Below are 19,329 nucleotides of genomic sequence, written 5' to 3' on the forward strand. Positions count from 1 at the left end.
TGTTGGGAAACACGGGAATGAAAAAGCCATCGGGAAATATGTTAAAGAGCAAGGACGTGCATCTCAATATGTTCAGATTCACAAAGACCAACTAAGGTTACTGTGATACCCCGACGCTTGCGTCGGGGAGAATGTCATTCCTGCCCCTTCTCATGTCATTCCTGCGTAGGCAGGAATCCAGCCGTTCTCCCTCACCCTGGCCCTCTCCCATCAAAGAGAGAGGGGATTAGAGGCATCACCCACCTGGATTTCCACTTCACAGAGTGAAGGGCGTGGGAACAGGGTAGCTGTGCAAATCAACTGATGGCCTGCCGGCAGGGTGGTGAGTTGGTGTTGGACGTGTTTGGCGGACTAAGCTGTGGTAGCGAATTCATATGAGTATTTGGGCGACAGTCCCCAATCTGATAGCGGCCAATAAATCAGCCAGCTCTTGCCGATGATGTTATCGCGGGGCACCGTCCAACCCCCGGTAGAATCGCTGCTGTTACCGCGGTTATCGCCCATAACAAAGTAGTGGTCTTTCTCGACGAGCACTGAAATATCATTTCTGCTCAGGCTCTTGTCAGGGGTTTCGTCCAGCAGGGAGCCATTTACATGTACCTGGCCATCCTTCACCTCCACCAGGTCTCCGGGTATGCCGATTACCCGTTTGATAAAGGGATATTGAGAAGCTACGGGCGGTTTGGGAGGCCAGAAAATAATGACATCACCCCTGTGCGGAGAGCTGAAATGGTAGGTGAGTTTATTCACCATTAAGAACTCTCCCTGGTGGAAGGAGGGCAGCATGCTGGGCCCGTCTACCCTGAAACTCTGCACGCTGAAGTGCACCGCGGCAAATACCACGACGAATATGAGTATGATTATCAGAACTTCACGCCAATTGATTTTCATCGTCCTGGTTTCTCAGCCTCTATATGATTATAGTCGTTTTGCCTCTGTCATTCTAACGTCTTTGATTCGAGCATTCGACCTGAGCGGAGCAGTTGACGCGAACTGACGGCCAGCATTAGACTCTATGGCATATCGGTGGCATGGCCCTTGCTCACATAGGACGACCATAGTGAGCACTTAGCAGTAGCAGAGCCGTCCGAATGCATTTGAACAAAGCATGGCTAGGGGAGGTATGAGATGATTCAAAGCTTAGAGGTTAGGAACTTCAAGTCTGTAAAGCAGCAAACGTTGGCATGTAAACGGATAAATGTCCTAATCGGTGAGCCAAACACTGGAAAGTCCAATATGCTTGAAGCCCTTGCCATGTTCTCTTTCGTAGGCTATTACGAGTATGGCCCTAATGTACTCAGGGATTTTGTCAGGTTCGAGAGAACAAGCAACCTTTTCTACGATGAGATTCTTGATGAGGACGTTCATATAGGACTGGACAAATACGCTCTGGACATGAAGTTTAGCAATGGGCAATTTAAGGGATTATTTACAATTGGAGGGGCAAGTTTACCTGCGGCCGCGATTGTCGGGAGTCACGATGGCCTCCAAGTTAGCGGTAGAAGCTCGAATGCGTTCAGCGATGTGAAGTTTTACAGATTCGATGAGAAACTTACCACGTTCGACAGACCAGAGGCGGGGTGTCTGATGCCACCCTCTGGCAGAAATCTTATGTCACTCCTATTAGGTCACAGGGATTTGAGACGAATGGCCAATGATATCTTTGCCAAGTATGGATTGAAGGTAAATGTCCGACCACAAGAGAACAGGATTGAGATCATGAAGCAAGTCGAGGACATTACGGTTACCTATCCATATTCGCTTGCCTCCGACACTCTCAAGAGAGTCATCTTTCATCTCACTGCTATTCTCTCCAATAAGGACTCTATCCTTGTTTTTGAGGAACCAGAGTCGCATGCCTTTCCATATTACACAAAGCAACTTGCCGAAACTATCGCCCTAGATGAGAAGAACAATCAGTATTTTATTTCAACTCATAACCCTTATTTCTTGCTGCCACTTTTGGAGAAGGCTCCCAAGCAAGATGTAGCCATTTTCCTTACCTACTACCAAGATCACCAAACCAAGTGTAAGTCTTTGAGCGAGGCAGAGATGCAACAGGTCACGGAGATAGACATATTCTCCAACCTTGACAAGTTCCTAGATAGAAGATGATTTACATTGAATGCAATTCGGACTTCACGCTCCTGAAGTCCGTGAGTAGCATCCCAAGAAGCCAAGTCATTCACGAGCTTAAGGGAAAATCCGAGATTTGCCGGAAACTGGCAACCTATGCCACGAATTGCGGGGCGTTGATAGATGAAGACCCCAGCTCCGTCCAGCCACTCTATCTGCAAGTGGTCAGACAAAGAGGAACGGAGCAGACCTTCCCTGAGCACGGCTTTAAGGTGTTGCATGACAGCAAGCTCAACAACTATTTGGTAGTCCTGTGTCCAAAACTTGAAGAGTGGTCTCTCAAGCTCGCTAAGGATGCTGGAGTAGACATTCTTAACTACAACTTACCCAGCACTCCGGGAAGTCTTCACCATGTCATTGGTCAGCGCCTCGGAAACTATGAGAGACTGCTGGAAGCCATCAAATCGAAGGGCTCAGAGCGACTGGCGCTGCTCAGGAATCTTGTGGGAACAGGACGACCCTAAGTGTGGTCTGCCTGCGACCATCGCAGTATTCCAGTTATTTTCAGGATTAATTCTGAGGAAACCAAACTTAACCCCATTAAGATGTGCGGATATTTTTATCTTAGTGTACGAGCGTAAGGCAGGTGAGTGGTGATTGAACTTGATAGCAAGCAGATTGCAGAGTTCCTGTACCGGAGCTACACCGCAGTTGACGGCCTGTGGTTTATGAAAGTGGAAGAGAAATACGGCTTCTATGCTGCCCTCGACATCGACAACGAGGTCTGGAAGGTCTTTCCCAAGATACAGGCCCGTATGCTCAAGGGCATGGGGAAAATGACGAACGGGGTGGATGCGCTCTTCGAGTGCTTTACTACCAAGCTGACTATAGAGGGTTTCGGATTCCAGACTGAGAGGCTTGCGGGCGGAGGCTTCAGGATAATTATGAGCAGGTGCCCCTGGCATGATGCTATGGTCAAGTCCGGCAGGAAAGACATGTCCGGGAAAGTGAGCAGCCGCATCTGCCATACGGAATGTTCGGCCTGGGCCGCCGAGTTTGGCGAGGAAGTGACCTTCACGATGGGTAGTCAGATGTGTAAAGGTGCTGAGCGCTGTATTCTGGAGTTCCGATAGCTGGTCTCTGCTAATTCTACATTTTGTTAAACTCGCTCTTGCTGGCTCCACAGACCGGGCAGACCCAATCGTCTGGTAGTTTCTCGAAGGGGGTTCCTGGTGCTGTACCACTCTCCGGATCGCCTTTCTCCGGGTCATAGATATATCCACAGACAGAGCACTGGTATTTTGCCATTTTGACTTTGACGACCTCCTTCTTTTCTTCGACGTATGATGGGGCTGTCTTGGGGGTAGTGCCGCGCTTGACCTGATGATAATAGGCATAGGTCATTGGCTCGCCTTCTTTAAGGATGTCGGCACCAACAAGCTCACCTACGAAGTCGGTATGCGTTTCCACATCCAGTTCCTTGGTTACCCTGGCCTCCAGATAAGCCAGGGTATGGTCCAGAACTATGGGTGCTTTAGTCTCGCCTGTCTTATAGTTGACGCCCTCAAATTTGTTGATGTCTCTCCCCGATTTGAAGCCAAACTGGCCGATCAAACTCAAGGGGGTATCCTTAGAGAGTATGGAGACCGTAAATACCCTGCTGTCCTTGATGAACTCATGCGTCAGATTTCCCTTGTTGATGCAGACAGAAATAGTCGGGGGTTCTGAGGATGTTTGAATTACGGTGTTGGCAATCTGGCCGTTGATCCTGTCTCCCTTTCTGGAGCCTATGATGTACAGGCCGTAGCTTATCTGTTGCAGAGCTTTTGTATTCATTCGTTGTTGTTCTTCCCTCCCTTTGGTTAAATTCCGATTCTAGAGAAGTTCCTTCTCACTCATATCGACCGCCTGTCTCAGTTCGGCGGCCAGTTCCGGCGGCAATCCTTCGATGTCCACCCGCAGAAACCCTCTTACTATCATTGCGGTAGCTTCATTGCGTGTAAGTCCACGGGCCATCAGATACTCCACCTCTTCCTCAGCAATCTTGCCTATTGCGGCTTCATGTGACAGGTCCACACCGGCCAACTCGCCCCTTAGTTCCGGTATGGCGTGGATAACTCCTCGCTCAGAGAGAATCAACCCCCGGCATTCCAGATGGCCTTTGACATCGGGGGCACTGCCGGCGATGTAGCCTCTGGAGATGATGGTGCCTCCGGTGGTGATCGTCCGTGCCACGATCTCGGCCCGTGAGCCTCTGGCGTTGAGGAGTACGCGGGAGCCGGTGTCGAGATTGGAACCCGGAGGGGCAAGCAGAATGGTGTTGAACCTCACGATGGCTCTTTCCCCCACACAGCGGGCTACCGGATACATCTGGAGAGAGCGCACCGGCTTCATGCAGACATAGTTGCTCAGGAATACAGCATCTTCTTCGACAATGGCCCCGCTGCGGGGACGTACTGCTATTTCGGGGGCCCAGTTATGGATCATGGTGAAGGTCAGTTTGGCCCCTCTCTTGATATAGAACTCCGAAATGCCTATGTGCAGACCCGAGGCCTGCATCGGCCTGGTGGCGCAGCCGGTAATAATGTGTAGCTCGGAGTTCTCCTCAGCAATGATGATGTTGTGCACCTTCTGCGCCAGATTTTGGTGGGCCAGGTAGAGGCATGCCTGAACCGGATAGACGACCTTTGCACCGGGCAGTGCCCTGATGAAATAGCCATTGTCCAGGTCAACCTCGGCGTGGGCGGTGAATTTGTCGGTATCAACACTAACTGCGTGCCACCAGTAGTCCTGCAGCCAGTCATAGGTCTCTAACGCCTTGGTGATGCTCATTACCTCCACCGTGTCCTGGCTCGAGGAACTGTGAACGACGGACCGGTCCATCTGGACAAAAGTGCCTGACCGCTGGCTGGTATCGTCGAGAGTGACTCCCACCTTCAGCATGTTCCCCTTGTCCTCGGCGGGGATATGGGACGGTTCTTGTTGGTAGGGATGTTCCTCAGCAGTTTTTGAATAAGTTGACAGGTCGATGTCTTCACCCAGGGCGGCTTTCTTTTCCAGCGCCTTTTCGGCCAGGTCGCGGGTTTTCTTTGATGAAACTACTTTAGACATTCGACGCACCCCTCATAGCCCCTTTTCTTGATGCTGTCCAGGCATTCATGGGCATCTCGTTCACACGTGATCCTGCCATTTAGGAGGACGTAGCCTTTGCTGGCATTGACATAGTCCAGTATGTGACCGGTGTGGGTGATGATGAGGCCGGCACGCGTTCGATTGCGTTTCAGGTCTTTCTGCAGCAATTCGTTAATCATCTGGCCGATGAGAGCTATGTTCACCAGGTCAACCCCGGATTCTGGCTCATCGAGGAGGACCAGGTCAGGACTTTGAGCCAGAAGTTGCAGGAGCTCTGAGCGTTTGATCTCGCCGCCGGAGAACCCGTAGTTTATATCACGGTCCATCATGTCGCCCATGTTCAGCCGCTCTGCCAGTTTCCCGACGATATCGCCATCCTCCCGGCCTTTCAGGCAGGCGGTGACCATGTCCCGTGTCTTTACTCCGCGGACTATCGGAGGGCGCTGAAAGGACATGCCGATACCCAGACGCGCCCTCTCATCCAGAGAGGCATTGGTGATGTCCTGCCCTTTGAAAACAACGTGCCCTGCTGTTATCTTATATCGTGGGAATCCCATTATCGCCATCAGCAGGGTGGTTTTGCCGCTGCCATTGGGGCCAAACAGGGCATGGGTCTCACCGGCACCAATGGAGAGATTGATGCCGTGGAGTATCTCTTTGCCGCCGGTCTCTACGCGTAACCCCTGAATTTCAAGCATGGCCTTCTCCTTAACTATTTGGATTTCTTGATATATACCTTGTATTCCCCTGCCTTCTCCTCAATGCCCAGCAGTTCGTTTCCGGTAGCCTTGCACCAGGCAGGGGCATCGGCCTTTATTCCCTCGTCGCTGGCTAGAACCTCCAGCACCTGCCCGGGTTTCAGTTCCTTGAGCTTGTTGGCGGTGTTGTAGATAGGCATGGGACAATAGAGTCCGACACAGTCTAAAGTAGCATCTGCCTTCATAGCTACGTCTCCTCAAACAAACAGATTGATCTTCCCTTCTTTAGCCTCACCGAGATAGGTGGCTACCCCGGCGTAGCTGTCTACCTCGGGAATGAAGGCGTCCTTGGAGAGGCCCATTATTCCCATGGAGGTAGTGCAGGCTATGAACTTCACCCCCGATTGATGGGCCATGGCGAGCAACTCCTGAGGGGAAGGGAAATTGATATCCCGCATCAACCTTCCCATCATCCACTTGCCCAAGCCGAACATGTGGAATTTGGAGAGGGGCAGCCTCTTGGAACCACCCCGGTTCATGAAATTGAGCATCTTCCTCATTATACCCTTGCTTTTGATCGAGCCCTGGTTCTTCTTGATGAGGTTCAGCCCCCAGAAGGTGAAGAACATACTTACCTCCATCCCCATTGAAGCTGCCCCGATAGCGATGTTAAAGGCAGCCAGGGCTTTATCCATGTCACCGCTGAAAACTACCAAAGTGACTTTTTCTGCCATAATGATTGCCTCACTTCCAGACTAGCTGTCCGCCGCACTGGGGGCATGCCTCTGCATTCTGCGCCACCGCTATCTGGCAGGTGACACAGTAGCGCAGGGTCACACTGCAATGCCGGCAGTAAGGCAGAGCGGTGGCAGATAGCTCCTCTTCGCAGTAAGGGCAAGAACATCTCACCACCATGCCCTTTGGCGCTTCACTCTTCATTGCAGGTTTTCTCTTCTTCATCTTCCGTCCTCCTTTCCTCGGTTTTCGGCGCCTTGCCCTGTTTTACCAGATAGTCATCGACGGCCTTATTCAGAGCCTGGGCGCCGAGGTTGGAGCAGTGGTACTTATTCTTGGGCAGTCCTTCCAGTTCCTTGGCCACTAGATCCGGGGTGATCTTCCGCACCTCTTCCAGAGTCTTTCCCATGGCCATCTCGCTCACCATGCTGGAAACGGCAATGGCAGCGCCACAGCCAAAGGTCTTGAACTTAACATCGGCCAGGCGATTATCCTTGACCCTAATATAGAAGGTCATCATATCACCGCAGACAGGGTTGCCTACTTCTCCGATGCCGTCAGCGTCCTTTATCTCCCCGACATTGCGGGGATTCATAAAATGGTCCATCACCTTGTCGCTGTAAATGGGCATACTATTTACCTCCCCTCTTCTTGTTTCAGGAACTTGTCGTACAATGGCGACATCTTCCGTAGCCTCTCCACAATAGGTGGCAGTGCTGCCAGTACGTGATCTACATCCTCCTCTGTATTCCCCAGCCCAAAGCTGAAGAGAAGTGAGCCATGAGATAGCTCGGGAGGGATTCCCATGGCGGTGAGCACGTGAGAAGCTTTAAGTGCTCTGGAAGTACAGGCCGAGCCGCTTGATGCTGCTATTCCTTGCTGGTTCAAGAGGATCAGCATGGATTCTCCTTCGATGAACTCGATGCTGAAGCTGGCATTGCCGGGAAGACGCTGAGTGGGGTGTCCGGTCACCGTTGCATACTGTATTTTGGATGGGAGGCCCTTGATCAATCCATCCCGCAGGGCTGAGAGGCGAGCCATCCTGGAGTTCATCTCTGCCTTGGCCAGCTCAGCAGCCTTTCCCAGGCCGACTATTCCGGGGACATTCTCTGTGCCGGCCCGCCGTCCCCCCTCCTGCACTCCGCCGTCGAGCAAGGGGATGATCCGTGTCCCTTTCTTGAGCCAGAGAGCCCCCACGCCTTTGGGCCCATAAAACTGATTACCGGCCAGGCTCAATGCATCTATCCCCATCTTGTTAACGTCTACAGGTATGGTGCCGGCGGTAGCCACAGCATCGGTGTGGAAGATAGCGCCAGCATCCTTCGCCAGCCTCGCTATTTCACCAATGGGCTGAATAGTGCCCACCTCGGCATTAGCATGCATAATGGAGACAAGGATGGTGTCCTTCCTGATGCTGCTTGCCACTTCTTTAGGGTCTACCAGGCCGTACTTATCTACAGGGACTGGGGTTATCTCAAACCCGGCTTTCTCCAGGGTCCGCGCTGAGTGCATGACGGAGAAGTGCTCGATAGACGAGATGACAATATGCTTGCCCTTGGACTGCTGGGCCGTGGCCAGGCCCTTGATAGCGAAGTTATTTGACTCGGTGCCACTGGAAGTAAAGATAACCTCCTCCGGCTTGGCGCCTATGAGAGATGCCACCGATCCTCGGGCGTCTTCTACAGCTTCCCTTGCTTCATCTCCCCAGTTGTGAATAGACTGAGGATTGCCATAAACATCCTTGAGATAGGGGAGCATAGCCTCCAATACTTCGGGCAACAGTGGAGTAGTGGCGGCATTGTCCAGGTAGGTTTTCCTCATTTCATCCTCCTAGGTATTCATCTCTCCAGAGATGCTGCAGAGGTCTTGGGAAGCATCTTGCTTCGGGATCTGACGCGCAAATTGGCTTGGCTCATGCTGAACCCTCCAAGGTGCGTAGTTGCAGGCGTGTACCTACGACTACCAACTCATCTCCCAGTTCCAGAAGTGTCTCATCTGGAGGGTTAGCAATGAGATATCCATCCTTCTTCTTTACGGCGAGGACTACTGCTCCACCGCACTGGCTTCTTCCTTCTCCCAGCGTAGTTCCTGCCACCGGGGATCCGGGGCCGACCTTTACATCCTCTAGAATCAGGTCGCGGTCACGACTGTGCATGGTTGTGTCAATGAAGTCCACCACCAGAGGGCGCACTGCCAGCATCGCCAAACGCCGTCCGGCGAGAACCAGAGGCAGTATGACCCGATCGGCGCCTGCTCGCCTCAGCTTTGAATCGGCATCTTCAGCACAGGCACGAGCGACCACGAAAAGGCCGGGGTGCAGCCCTTTGGCCGAAAGCGTTATAAAGATATTGTCGGCGTCGTTGCCGACTGCTGCTACTAGCCCCCGCGCTTGCTGGATACGTGCTTCGTTCAGAATATCATCGCTGGTGGCGTTCCCGAGCACGTGTGGATAGCCATCACTGGCTGCCCTGGCTGTGGCCTCCTGGCTGGCATCGATGATAACGAAAGGAACCCTCTCATTTTGGAGGGAGCGTGCCACCTCGCGTCCCATCTGGCCGTAACCGCACAGGATAATGTGGTCTTTGAGCTTAGCAATCTTGTCTTTCATACGCCGACCCCCCAATAAGTCTCTTATCTCACCTTCGACCAGGTATTGGACCATGGTAGTGAGGGCATATAACATGACTCCCACTCCACTGATGATAAGTGCAATGGTGAAGACTCTACCTGTATTAGATAGGGCGTGAACCTCCTGGTAGCCGACAGTGGTCATGGTAATGATGGTCATGTATAGAGCGTCGAAAAATGACCAGTCTTCGATGGTCATGTAGCCGATGACGCCCATAGCTATGACCAGGAGAAGGGCACTCACCACCCACAGCAATCGCCGTCGTGGGTTCATTTAAATATACCTACCCTCCATAACGACTGAACTATGAGTTCGGAAAATGATCAAGGTACCGGAGTTGAGCGTTCTTGGCTCTATTTGAGACGGCTCTCTACGGCAGCCCAATCGATGTTCTTGAAGAAGGCCTCGATGTAGTCGGCACGTTTCAATCCATAATCGATCATGAAGGCATGCTCGAATACATCCAGCACCAGTATGGGAACAGAACCAGCCAGGTGGCCTGTTTCATGTTCGTTGATCCACTGGTTAATTAACCTTCCTGTGATATTATCCTGATACAGGATAGCCCAGCCAATGCCACGCATTGTTCCGGTGCCTTTGAAATCCTTTTCCCAGTTTTCGTAGCTGCCGAAGTCTTCGGCCATTTTCTTGCCCGGCCTTCCTGACTTGTTTATGGCGCCCTTCCCGCCAAGATTCTCGAAGTAATACTCGTGGAGCCTCATGCCGTTGAATTCAAAACCCAAACGCCTCTTCAACTCGGAGTATTCAGGTATACCCACTTTGCCATCCTTCAGCATCGCGGCCAGCGTGTCCAGCAGCTTGTTGGTATTGGTTATGTAGCCCTGATAGAGGGTGAAATGATTCTTGAGCAATGTCTCGCTGAATCCCTCCATCCCAACCAGCTTTGTGTAGTCCTTTGCAGTATATGCCATTGTTCTTATCTCCTTTCTGCTCTATCTTTAGTTGCTGAGGCTTTGCCTGAGATGTGAGAGATTGGTAAGATGAGATCTCTCCTCTTCGATCACTTTGCCTATTAGCTTGCTGTCTGTCCGTCGAACGAGGTCTCGTATCGCTGAGTAGAAAAGGATCGAGTCCTTTTCGGCTCGGATACCGATTTCAATGGCCTCGGCCTCGTTGGTTACCTGTCTCGCCATTTTGTGGGCAGCCTTATCATTGACGAAAACGGCAGAGTCAACCAATGTACCCAGGTAGTCAGCGTATTCTTCGGTGTAGGATTCCGGTGACGGATAGTCGCTTGCTCCCGCATTCATGTTCTGGAAGATATTGATGTGTTCTCTTTCATTATCAGCCAGATGCTTGTAGGCCTCGCGTGCCTTTTTGTCTCCAGCCGATTTGGCCAGCACATCGTAGAATACTGCCCCGCTTTTCTCAATACCTACGGCGATGTCAATGAGCTCTGTACTCGGAAAAAAGACCGCCATATTCCTAAAATAATCTCCTTTCTAAAGTTCTCTTAATTTCTAGCAGCGTAGATGGCTGCAGTCATTCTTTTGAGGCCACCCGCCGGCAACGATTTATCAGAACATAATCCGCACCAAATTATAGCATGGTTGGTGTTTGGGGCATCTCCATTAACAATCATTTCCCGGAAATCCGGACCTCCTTTGGCATATATTTAGATTATCTTTATCTTATGAATATGAGATAATCATTTGATGCGACTTTTGTCTCATTAGTCGCCAGGTCGCAAAGCTGGCATCTGACCTTGTGGTAATACTGTCCCCAGGTGCTCCATCATACCCATGTCTGACTTGACCGGGTATGTGAGATCACAGCTCTCTGGGGCTGCCGTTCACCCTTTCGCCCGATGCGCCTTTAGAGTGATTCTCAGGCTTTCTACCCTGTCTACCCCCTTCAGTGAAGAGATAAACCCGGTTACCGTGTTGGCAATAATATCGTTGGGAAATGGTGTGAGGGGGAGTTCTTTTTTGTTGACCGTTATTTTTACATCCCCGTGATCCACGTGAAGCTCGGCGGTCTGTATGGTTTCAGCCCCTTTCAATGAGCTGATTGCACCGGCTACAGTGCCGGCTAAGATCTGCTCCACGAAAGGATTGAGCTCCATCGATGCATTGTTGACCCAGAGCTTTGCTGCGAAGTTGTCCTGCATGATATGCCTCCCTTGTAGCGGATTTAATGCGGACCAGTTTGTGAGACGAGGGGCTGGATATCCACCAGTATCTTGCCACCTTCACGCTTCACGGGATAGGTAGTTAGCGGCCGGGGGCGCTTAATTACTTTCCCGATCGCTGAGAATACGGATGGCATCTTGCTGGCCCATCCAATGATGCGGCCATCCCTGAGGTCAAATTGGGAGCCATGCCTGGGACAGATGACCACAAATCCCTCCAATTTCCCCTCGGAAAGCTTTGCCCCCATATGTGGGCAGCGGTTCGAAGTTGCATAATAGCTGCCTCCTGCCTTGGCCAGAAGTATTTCATGCCCCTCTGCCACAACTTCTTTCATGGTAGATTCCGTGATATCACTTTCCTTGGCTACTTCTATGAACTTACCCATTGCCCCTCCTTATCTGGTGCTGCCTTACGCGGCAGATACCTCCTTATTTTGATGTTATTGAATCCCGAGACCCTCACTGATAGCCCGGCTCTGCATACGATAACGGTTCATAAGCAGGGAGTTGGTGACTACAGACACCGAACTGAAGCCCATGGCAGCCGCAGCTATGATGGGATTCAACTGTAGTTCGAACGGGGGATAGAGGACTCCTGCTGCGATTGGTATGCCGATGCAGTTATAGAAGAAGGCCCAGAACAGATTCTGCTTCACCTTCCGGATGGTGTACCGGCTCAGCTTTATCGCCTCCACTACGTCCCTGAGATCATCCCTCACCAAGACGATGTCACCGCTTTCCATAGCCACATCAGTGCCGCTACCCAGTGCTATGCCTATATCGGCCTGGGCCAGTGCTGGAGCATCATTGATTCCATCACCGACCATAGCCACAGTGCTGCCGGCTTCCTGTAACTGGCGGATTTCCCTGGCCTTGTCCTCGGGCAGAACCTCGGCCATGACTTTCCTGATTCCGACCCGGCGGGCGATGGCTTCTGCCGTTCGTCTGTTGTCACCGGTGATCATAACAGTTTCTATGCCCATTTGATGAAGCTGGTTGATGGCTTCAGTGGCATTCTCTCTCGGGGTGTCAGAGACGGCTATGAGGCCTGCCAGTTTCCTGTTGACTGACATGAACATGACCGTCTTGCCTTCGTTCTCCAATTCGCGTGTCTTCTCTTCGAGAGAGCCATTCTCCACGCCGTTTTCACTCATCAGGGTGCGGTTTCCCAGGAGCACTTCGGTGCCGCTTACCCTGGCCAGAATGCCGCGACCGCCAAAAGCCTCGAAGGACTCCGGGTCGGCGAGTTCTAGATTATCCTTCCTGGCGGTATCTACTATAGCCTCACCCACAGGATGCTCTGATCCTTTCTCGGCCAGAGCAGCTAGCCGCAGTACCTCATTCTGGCTGAAACTATTGACAGCTATAATATCAGTCACCGCCGGCTTGCCCTTGGTCACGGTGCCGGTTTTGTCAAAGACAACGGTCTTGACACGGTAAGCCCTCTCGAGGGACTCGGCGCTCTTGATGAGTATGCCATTTTGGGCGCCTTTCCCGGTCCCCACCATTATGGCTGTTGGGGTTGCCAGCCCCAGAGCGCAGGGACAGGCGATAACGAGCACCGAGATAAATGCGGTGAGAGCGAATACGAAGGATTTGTCGCCGATGAAATACCAGGCGAGGAAAGCCAGCACCGCGATGCTGATAACCACAGGCACAAAGACTGCGGCCACGGAATCGGCCAGGCGTTGTATAGGTGCTTTTGACCCCTGAGCCTGCTCCACAAGCTTGACTATTTGAGCCAGAACCGTGTCCTTGCCTACTTTAGTGGCTCGAAACTTCAGGAAACCGTTCTTGTTGATGGTTGCTCCGGTTACCTGGTCTCCTTCCTTCTTATCCACTGGCATGGATTCACCGGTCAGCATTGACTCATCGACGGCGGAGGCACCCTCAATCACTATGCCATCAACAGGGATTTTCTCTCCTGGCCTGACGGCCAGGATGTGGTCTACCTCTACTTCTTCGACGGGTGTCTCAACTTCCTTACCATCCAGAATGATGTGGGCTGTTTTGGGGCGCAGGCCCATAAGCCGTTTTATGGCCTCTGACGTCTTCCCCTTGGCCCGGGATTCGAAGTAGCGTCCCAGCAGGATGATAGAGATGATGAGAGCTGCTGTATCGAAGTACGTATCACTGCCGAACACACCAGGGAAGACGGTCGCCAGCAGACTGTAGATATATGCGGAGCTGGTACCGAGGGCAATAAGGGTATCCATATTGGCCCGGCGGTTGAGCAGGGCCTTATAAGCGCCGACGTAGAATTGCCACCCGACAATGAATTGGACGGGGGTGGCCAGCGCCAGAAGGATCCAGTTGTTGGTGCTGGCTGCAAAAGGCATGGCAAGAGACAGGATGAAAGTGGGGATGGCCAGAAGAAAGCTGAATATGAGCAAAAGTCTGAGCCGGCGGGATTGACGTTCCCTGGCTTCACCTTCGTGGTCATTGGTTGACTCATCTGCAATCACTGCCTGGTAGCCGGAATTGCTGATGGCCTTCTTCACCCCGGCAACGGTGATTACCTCGGGGTTATAGCGGACTATGGCTTTCTCGCTGGCGAAGTTCACGGTCGCCGAAATCACACCATCGAGCTTGTTAAGTGCTTCCTCTATGGTATGAGAGCAAGTGACACAGGTCATTCCCGTGATTTCGAAGATGACTTCGCTGGTTACCACTCCATATCCGGCGTCTTCAACTGCGAGTATGAGATCATTTTCTGTGATAACAGAAGGGTCATACTCTACCGTGGCCTTCTCCGCAGCAAAATTCACGACTGCTCGGGATACCCCGGGTCTTTTGGAGAGGGCCTCCTCGACAGTGCCTGCGCAGGTGGTGCAGGTCATTCCCTTTATCTGCAGACTGGTTTGTTTCATCAGCTTCGCTACCAATTGACACTAAGGATGTGATATCAAGAAAGATGCATATGTGACTATTGTCTCATACCCCAAATCGGGGCTGCAACCTCTGTTCTGAATTTCAGGATTGTTCTCCCATGGAACCAGCCAGATAATCGTACCTCATCATCAGCATATCGAAATGGCCTATTTCCTCCATGGCGAGGAATTCATACGCGGCTTTAGCTCGAACATCAGTTGCTTTCGAAAACGTTCGGCTGTACAGATCATAGCTCTTGGTCTCGATATCTAGACTGGAGAGCAGGGTATTTACAGTGCCGGGATCGACGGTGACAGACTTACTCGAAGCCTTCTTGCCTTTGGAAGGGAGGGCTTTATCTGATTTCGCCTGTTTCCTCTTGACTTTAGGGACCTCGATCCAGATACCGTTCTCTTTCAGGGATGTATATTGCTTGCGCAGCAGGTTCAGATGGTTCTTTTCATCTTTGGCCAGTGTGCGGAAAATCTCTTTGCCCTCTTCATCCTGCGTGGTTTGGACAGCCTTGAGATAAAACTTATGGCCTTCCTCTTCAATTAGCATGGCCTGTTTCAGGGTTTCCAGGGCGTCAATCGAATCTTCGTTCACCGAATTTCACCTCCATCCCCAGTGTACATTTTGTCATTTGAAATATCTATGGGGCGCAGGCGGCTGGTTTGATAGTCGAGCAACAACAGTCTGGCTCTTGACGAATGGGACAGGACAGGATATAAGCAGAGAGGAAGGAGGAAACAACACCATATGCTTCGGATGTACGTTGCTTTTCGCCTCAGAAAGAGTAACTCATGTCACGTCTCTTTGAGAAGATTATTTCAAAGGGGTGAAGTATTTAGAGGTTCCTTAGCCTTAAGGGAAGGAGGGCAATATGATTGGGAGTATGAAGACGGAGCGGACCTGGGTTTACGAGCACAAGGTGGACTATGTTCGACGTCTTTGGGAAGCATCTCAAAATAGTGCCAGAGATCGTGCCAGGGAGTCTGGTGAGGAGGAGAAGCAGTTGCTGGTGCTGGGGCTGAAGGCTTTGTGGAGGATTAGCCAGACGAAGGGCCATGATGAATATGTGGCATGGGGTGAGATCGTGAGGGAGGAGCCCTCTGTTCGCACCAGTCCCACTGGGGGACTCTGGGCGTGGTTGGACGATCATGGCGGGAAGCTGGGGGCCGGAATTGTGGAGAGAAAGCCGCTTAGCGTGACTCGTCAATACAAGATTAGGAAAGAGTTTCGGAAGGCAGTGGATGAGGTGGTGGGCGGGGCAGCTTGACCATTTGCTGAAGTAGAGCTAGGATGTGGGCGTTAAAGACGCGGTCAAAGGGGCCAGCCACTGGTCCCTTCCATGATCCGTGAAAATACATCAGGTAACAGAAGCCAGTATTGGCAAAAAGGGGGGGTATCATGAAAGCGCTGGTCACTGGAAGCACTGGATTAGTTGGAAGTACTCTCGTTGAACGTCTCATAGCCCGGGGCTATGAGGTCCGTGCCCTGGCCCGCAAGACCTCTGATCTCAGTCATCTCAAGACCACCCGGGCCGAGATTGTCTTTGGGGACATCACAGACTACAACACCCTGCCACCGGCCGTGCAAGGCATTGAAATAGTCTTCCACGCAGCGGCCAAGGTCACACCGGGTTGGGGGGCCTGGCCGGAGTATGAGAAGATCACCGTCGAGGGCACCAGGAACATGTTGAGGGCCAGTGCTGAGGCAGGAGTGAAACGTTTTCTGCAAGTCAGTTCCCACATGGTCTATGGTGACGCCTGTCAGAAGGGCGATACCCCCGCTGACGAATCCACGCCGTGTGAAGCACGCAAGACTCCTCCGACCTACTATGACTACGCCAAGATGCTGGCTGAACAGGCCTGTTGGGAATACCATAGGCAAGGCAAGATCCAAGTCTCCATGATAAGAATAGTCTCTGCGTATGGTCCCAGGGACAGGCTCCTCGCTGATCGAATGTACAAGCAGACCTCCTTTCCCATTCTGTTCTGGCCGGGTAGTGCCAACCCCCGATATGCCATTACCTATGTCAGCGATATAGCTGAACTGGCCATCCTGGCTGCCACCAGTGACAAAGCCATAGGCCAGGTGTACAACGTAGCTGGACCTGAGATGGTAAGGCTTAAGGATTTTGCCGAGGCCCTGATCCGCGCCCGGGGAGCGAAGAGGCTCCACGCCACTATGCCATACCCTGTAGCCTGGTTATGGTGCTATTTGATGGAAACATTTGCCAGGTTGTTGCGCTCCAAAGAGATGCCGTACCTGACGCTGGCAAGCCTCCGCAGCATCAACAGAGAGGGCTATCTCGATGGCTCCAAAGCCAAAAACGAGCTGGGATGGGAGCCGAAGGTTTCAGTAGATGAGGGCACAAGGTTATACGTGCAGTGGCTGATATCTCAGAAGAAGAAGTAGTAGTAGTCTGCTCGGGACCTTCGAATTTGAAACCCATGGTTTGATATGCTCCGACAGCATTAAAGGCTTCATTCTCTTCTCCTGGCTGTAAGAGCAGCGGTCAGAACCACCAGGCTGTGTCATTCCGAGTCATTCCGACAGGCTCTTAGGTGTCATTCTGAAAAGACCACTGTGTCATTCTGAGCGCAGCGAAGAATCTCGATTGTTACGCTGATTTGCGCCAGCATCATGTAGGGACAGACCTTCAGGTCTGTCCGCTAATCTCCGGTTATGGTGCCTGTCATCCTTCTGCGGAAGGACGACCCGACGCTTGATATTACTCGCAATCCGAAGGTCTGGTCGATAGAGGGTGTCTCAAGACTCGCTTTTCTGGAGTGACAATGCAGGCCGCATCATGTCATTCCGAAAAAGCCCACCATGTCATTCTGAGCGCAGCGAAGAATCTCGATTGTTACGCTGACTTGTGCCGGCAGCCTGTAGGGACTCTGTCCGAAGTCTGAAACTGGTGCCTTCGGTCCTGGCAGTCCGGTAAATACTAAGTCAGGCTGCCCGACAACGACAAAGCGGTGTGAGACGATTCTCAGAGCCAGCGCCTGAGCCGAAAGAAGGCCAGCATGGAGATGATAATGACGACCATGAGGAGCATTACGATGAGGAAGGCAGCAGGGCTCTGGCCCAGAGGAAGGTGTTCCAGGTGCATGCCAAAGATGCTGGCGATCAGGGTCAAGGGCAACATTATGGTGGAGATAATGGTCAGCGCCCTGACCACCGCATTGGTCTGAAATGAGGTGAGGGTATTATGGGTATCGCTGAGCCCCTCAATCACCTCTTTATAGTCATCGAGTTCGTCACGGATCTTCTGGCAGTGGCCCGCCAGGTCACCAAAGTGAACCTCAGGCTCCCCTTTCAGGATCGGCCAATCCCTTTCCTCCAAAAGCTCGAAAACCTCTGTTTGAGACTTCATGATGCGGCGAAAGGAGATGATGTCCCGGCGCAGCACCGATAGATCCCGCACCGTCTCCCGGCCGGCATGGCCGAAAACCCTCTCTTCCACCGCCTCGATGTTATCCCCGATCTTATTCAGGATGGGGAAGCAGTAACTGACCAGACGGTCGAGGATGTGGTAGAGGAGATGAGCCGAGCCGCGGCCCATGTACTCCACCCGGGTGTCCTGGTCTCGCTGGCAATCCTTGAACAGCTTGATCAAGGGTTCAAGGTTGCCTTCGTGCAAGGTGATGAGATAATCCTCGCCGAGGAAGAATGACACCTGGCTGGGAAGGGTCACTCGGGCCTGTTTATGAAACACTGGAAAATGGGACATCATAAAAAGGTATTTCTCATGTTCATCGATCTTGGGCCGATGCACCCGCCTCAGACAGTCGTCCAGTTCTAGATCATGAAAGTGATAGTTTTGCTTCAGATACTCAATCTCGGCCTGGGTAGGCTGTTCAATATCGAGCCAGGTCAGCTTTTGCCAGGTGACCGAGTTGATATGCAGCCCCTCTTGAGGCAGATGTGAGTCAGCCATAGAACCACTCCTTCTGTTCCAGCAATCTGTCCACAGAGAGGACAGCAAGAGCGCCATCTCTGGCAGCAGTTGTCATTTTTCTCCCTAAGCCGACCCGGATATCAGGGCAGACTGGCTGCACAATTGGCTAAGTTACTGGCGAGATTATACCACTCATCCTCATCCTGGGATACAAGGGGGCTGGTTGATAAACGCGAGAGCACGAGGCAACGCTGACAGATACCCAGGGACGCCCGAAAACAGAAACCCTTCCGCAGAATGGCTGGTAACAGGCCGCAGACGATTGCGGGATACACAAAGGGTGGACATCGCTGCCCACCCTTTGAGAGGCTTCGTCTTTATTGCTGTGTTAGGCCTTTTGTGTGAGCCTCCTGCGAAGGAAGTAGGCCAGAATACCTGCTACTGCGGCTCCAGCGATGCCGATGACAATCCAAATCCACCCCGCAAGGCCTTCGCTGGGGCTCTTTGCCAGCACTGCCCATGTGCTGAAGTGGTTGGTGGTGACACTTAGGGTTTTGTCAGTGGTATTGACCGTGGTATCAAGCGGCTTCCATTCTGCAGCAGCTTCGTCGTAGTAGGCGAGCACCAGGTTATTGGGGTCTCCTTTCACAGCAGTAAGGTCCTCGTCGGAGTACCAGACGGTGAGTGTGGCTGACTGCAGAAGAGCGGAAACAGGTGTCCCATCGACAGCCACAGCCTCTATTCTGAACAACGTGTTGCCCAACATGAATCCTTTGGGGGTGGCCGAGTCGACATCCGACAGATACTCTGTCAGGATTCTGATCCAGGTCTCACTGCTCAGGCAGTCCGCGGGAAGATCTACGGCAATGCGCCCGTCCGCCGACTTGATGGTCATAGCAGTACCCGGCGTGAACGTCTGACTCCCCAGCGGCTGTCCTACGGCTACCTCTTTCTGCTTTGTCGCGGTATCGGCATCTGCCTCTGTGACCTGAAGAGTAATCGAGTACTTGCCGATGTGTGGATAGGCATGCTTGGGATTCTGTTCCGTGCTGGTGGCGCCATCACCGAAATCCCACAGCCAGGAGACGATGCCATCTTGGGAGGTTGATTGGTCAGTGAAAGTCAC

The 19,329-nt window shown here is 52.3% G+C and carries 23 protein-coding genes and 1 pseudogene; 5 read left to right on the plus strand and 19 right to left on the minus strand.

Annotated elements, in window-relative coordinates:
- Window positions 1-351 precede the first annotated feature (351 nt).
- Complete coding sequence (gene lepB, locus NTZ04_05045; GenBank protein ID MCX5991677.1) at window positions 352-891, minus strand: signal peptidase I; 540 nt, start codon at window positions 889-891, stop codon at window positions 352-354.
- 237 nt (window positions 892-1,128) lie between these two features.
- On the opposite strand from lepB, the gene NTZ04_05050 reads away from it, so the two are divergent.
- The 3 genes from NTZ04_05050 (at window position 1,129) to NTZ04_05060 (ending at window position 3,209) form a co-directional block, all read left to right on the plus strand.
- On the plus strand, window positions 1,129-2,115 hold the full coding sequence (locus tag NTZ04_05050; GenBank protein MCX5991678.1) for an AAA family ATPase: 987 nt from the start codon (window positions 1,129-1,131) through the stop codon (window positions 2,113-2,115).
- Window positions 2,112-2,600: a hypothetical protein gene (locus NTZ04_05055; protein ID MCX5991679.1), complete on the plus strand. Its 489-nt coding sequence runs from the start codon at window positions 2,112-2,114 to the stop codon at window positions 2,598-2,600. The genes NTZ04_05050 and NTZ04_05055 overlap by 4 nt, the downstream gene beginning before the upstream one ends.
- A gap of 129 nt (window positions 2,601-2,729) precedes the next feature.
- Entirely contained in the window at window positions 2,730-3,209 is a 480-nt protein-coding gene (locus NTZ04_05060; GenBank protein ID MCX5991680.1) for a DUF6125 family protein, read from the plus strand.
- A gap of 16 nt (window positions 3,210-3,225) precedes the next feature.
- Here NTZ04_05060 and NTZ04_05065 read toward each other — a convergent pair whose 3' ends face one another.
- The 16 genes and pseudogenes from NTZ04_05065 to NTZ04_05140 form a co-directional block, all read right to left on the minus strand.
- Window positions 3,226-3,384, minus strand: a complete 159-nt coding sequence (locus NTZ04_05065) for a rubredoxin (protein ID MCX5991681.1) — start codon at window positions 3,382-3,384, stop codon at window positions 3,226-3,228.
- A gap of 96 nt (window positions 3,385-3,480) precedes the next feature.
- Window positions 3,481-3,912 (minus strand): annotated as a pseudogene (locus tag NTZ04_05070) (flavin reductase family protein).
- Window positions 3,913-3,951: 39 nt separating this feature from the next.
- A complete protein-coding gene (locus NTZ04_05075) occupies window positions 3,952-5,187 on the minus strand; it encodes a SufD family Fe-S cluster assembly protein (protein ID MCX5991682.1) in 1,236 nt (411 codons plus the stop codon).
- A complete protein-coding gene (locus NTZ04_05080) occupies window positions 5,175-5,906 on the minus strand; it encodes an ABC transporter ATP-binding protein (GenBank protein ID MCX5991683.1) in 732 nt (243 codons plus the stop codon). Before NTZ04_05080 ends, NTZ04_05075 begins: the two co-directional genes overlap by 13 nt.
- Window positions 5,907-5,920: 14 nt before the next feature.
- Window positions 5,921-6,151 carry a sulfurtransferase TusA family protein gene (locus NTZ04_05085; protein MCX5991684.1) on the minus strand — a complete coding sequence of 77 codons (231 nt, stop codon included), beginning with the start codon at window positions 6,149-6,151 and terminating at the stop codon, window positions 5,921-5,923.
- 12 nt (window positions 6,152-6,163) lie between these two features.
- Window positions 6,164-6,640, minus strand: a complete 477-nt coding sequence (locus NTZ04_05090; GenBank protein ID MCX5991685.1) for a DsrE/DsrF/DrsH-like family protein — start codon at window positions 6,638-6,640, stop codon at window positions 6,164-6,166.
- A gap of 10 nt (window positions 6,641-6,650) precedes the next feature.
- Entirely contained in the window at window positions 6,651-6,866 is a 216-nt protein-coding gene (locus NTZ04_05095) for a hypothetical protein (GenBank protein ID MCX5991686.1), read from the minus strand.
- Entirely contained in the window at window positions 6,835-7,266 is a 432-nt protein-coding gene (gene nifU / locus NTZ04_05100; protein ID MCX5991687.1) for a Fe-S cluster assembly scaffold protein NifU, read from the minus strand. Before nifU ends, NTZ04_05095 begins: the two co-directional genes overlap by 32 nt.
- An 11-nt stretch (window positions 7,267-7,277) precedes the next feature.
- Window positions 7,278-8,462, minus strand: coding sequence for a cysteine desulfurase NifS (gene nifS / locus NTZ04_05105; GenBank protein ID MCX5991688.1), 1,185 nt, complete (start codon window positions 8,460-8,462; stop codon window positions 7,278-7,280).
- Between the two features lie 91 nt (window positions 8,463-8,553).
- Entirely contained in the window at window positions 8,554-9,543 is a 990-nt protein-coding gene (locus NTZ04_05110; protein ID MCX5991689.1) for a potassium channel protein, read from the minus strand.
- Between the two features lie 80 nt (window positions 9,544-9,623).
- Entirely contained in the window at window positions 9,624-10,202 is a 579-nt protein-coding gene (locus NTZ04_05115; protein ID MCX5991690.1) for a Fe-Mn family superoxide dismutase, read from the minus strand.
- A gap of 27 nt (window positions 10,203-10,229) precedes the next feature.
- Window positions 10,230-10,712 carry a ferritin family protein gene (locus NTZ04_05120; protein ID MCX5991691.1) on the minus strand — a complete coding sequence of 161 codons (483 nt, stop codon included), beginning with the start codon at window positions 10,710-10,712 and terminating at the stop codon, window positions 10,230-10,232.
- Window positions 10,713-11,083: 371 nt separating this feature from the next.
- Window positions 11,084-11,401, minus strand: coding sequence for a hypothetical protein (locus NTZ04_05125; protein MCX5991692.1), 318 nt, complete (start codon window positions 11,399-11,401; stop codon window positions 11,084-11,086).
- 23 nt (window positions 11,402-11,424) lie between these two features.
- Window positions 11,425-11,808: a non-heme iron oxygenase ferredoxin subunit gene (locus NTZ04_05130; protein MCX5991693.1), complete on the minus strand. Its 384-nt coding sequence runs from the start codon at window positions 11,806-11,808 to the stop codon at window positions 11,425-11,427.
- Window positions 11,809-11,862: 54 nt separating this feature from the next.
- Window positions 11,863-14,292 (minus strand): heavy metal translocating P-type ATPase, encoded by a 2,430-nt coding sequence (locus tag NTZ04_05135; GenBank protein MCX5991694.1) that lies wholly within the window; start codon window positions 14,290-14,292, stop codon window positions 11,863-11,865.
- A 103-nt stretch (window positions 14,293-14,395) separates the two neighbouring features.
- Entirely contained in the window at window positions 14,396-14,899 is a 504-nt protein-coding gene (locus NTZ04_05140; GenBank protein MCX5991695.1) for a ferritin family protein, read from the minus strand.
- A gap of 277 nt (window positions 14,900-15,176) precedes the next feature.
- Between NTZ04_05140 and NTZ04_05145 the strand changes: the two genes are divergently transcribed.
- Both NTZ04_05145 and NTZ04_05150 read left to right on the plus strand, forming a co-directional pair.
- The gene (locus NTZ04_05145) at window positions 15,177-15,572 is read left to right on the plus strand and encodes a hypothetical protein (GenBank protein ID MCX5991696.1); all 396 of its coding nucleotides are present in this window, start codon (window positions 15,177-15,179) and stop codon (window positions 15,570-15,572) included.
- A gap of 131 nt (window positions 15,573-15,703) precedes the next feature.
- A complete protein-coding gene (locus NTZ04_05150) occupies window positions 15,704-16,714 on the plus strand; it encodes an NAD-dependent epimerase/dehydratase family protein (protein MCX5991697.1) in 1,011 nt (336 codons plus the stop codon).
- A 580-nt stretch (window positions 16,715-17,294) separates the two neighbouring features.
- Here NTZ04_05150 and NTZ04_05155 read toward each other — a convergent pair.
- Together NTZ04_05155 and NTZ04_05160 are read right to left on the minus strand one after the other, a co-directional pair.
- Window positions 17,295-18,242: a magnesium transporter CorA family protein gene (locus tag NTZ04_05155; GenBank protein MCX5991698.1), complete on the minus strand. Its 948-nt coding sequence runs from the start codon at window positions 18,240-18,242 to the stop codon at window positions 17,295-17,297.
- 349 nt (window positions 18,243-18,591) lie between these two features.
- Entirely contained in the window at window positions 18,592-19,329 is a 738-nt protein-coding gene (locus NTZ04_05160; GenBank protein MCX5991699.1) for a PKD domain-containing protein, read from the minus strand.

It is taken from the genome of Chloroflexota bacterium, from assembly GCA_026389585.1.
Classification (GTDB): domain Bacteria; phylum Chloroflexota; class Dehalococcoidia; order UBA2247; family RBG-13-53-26; genus JAPLHP01.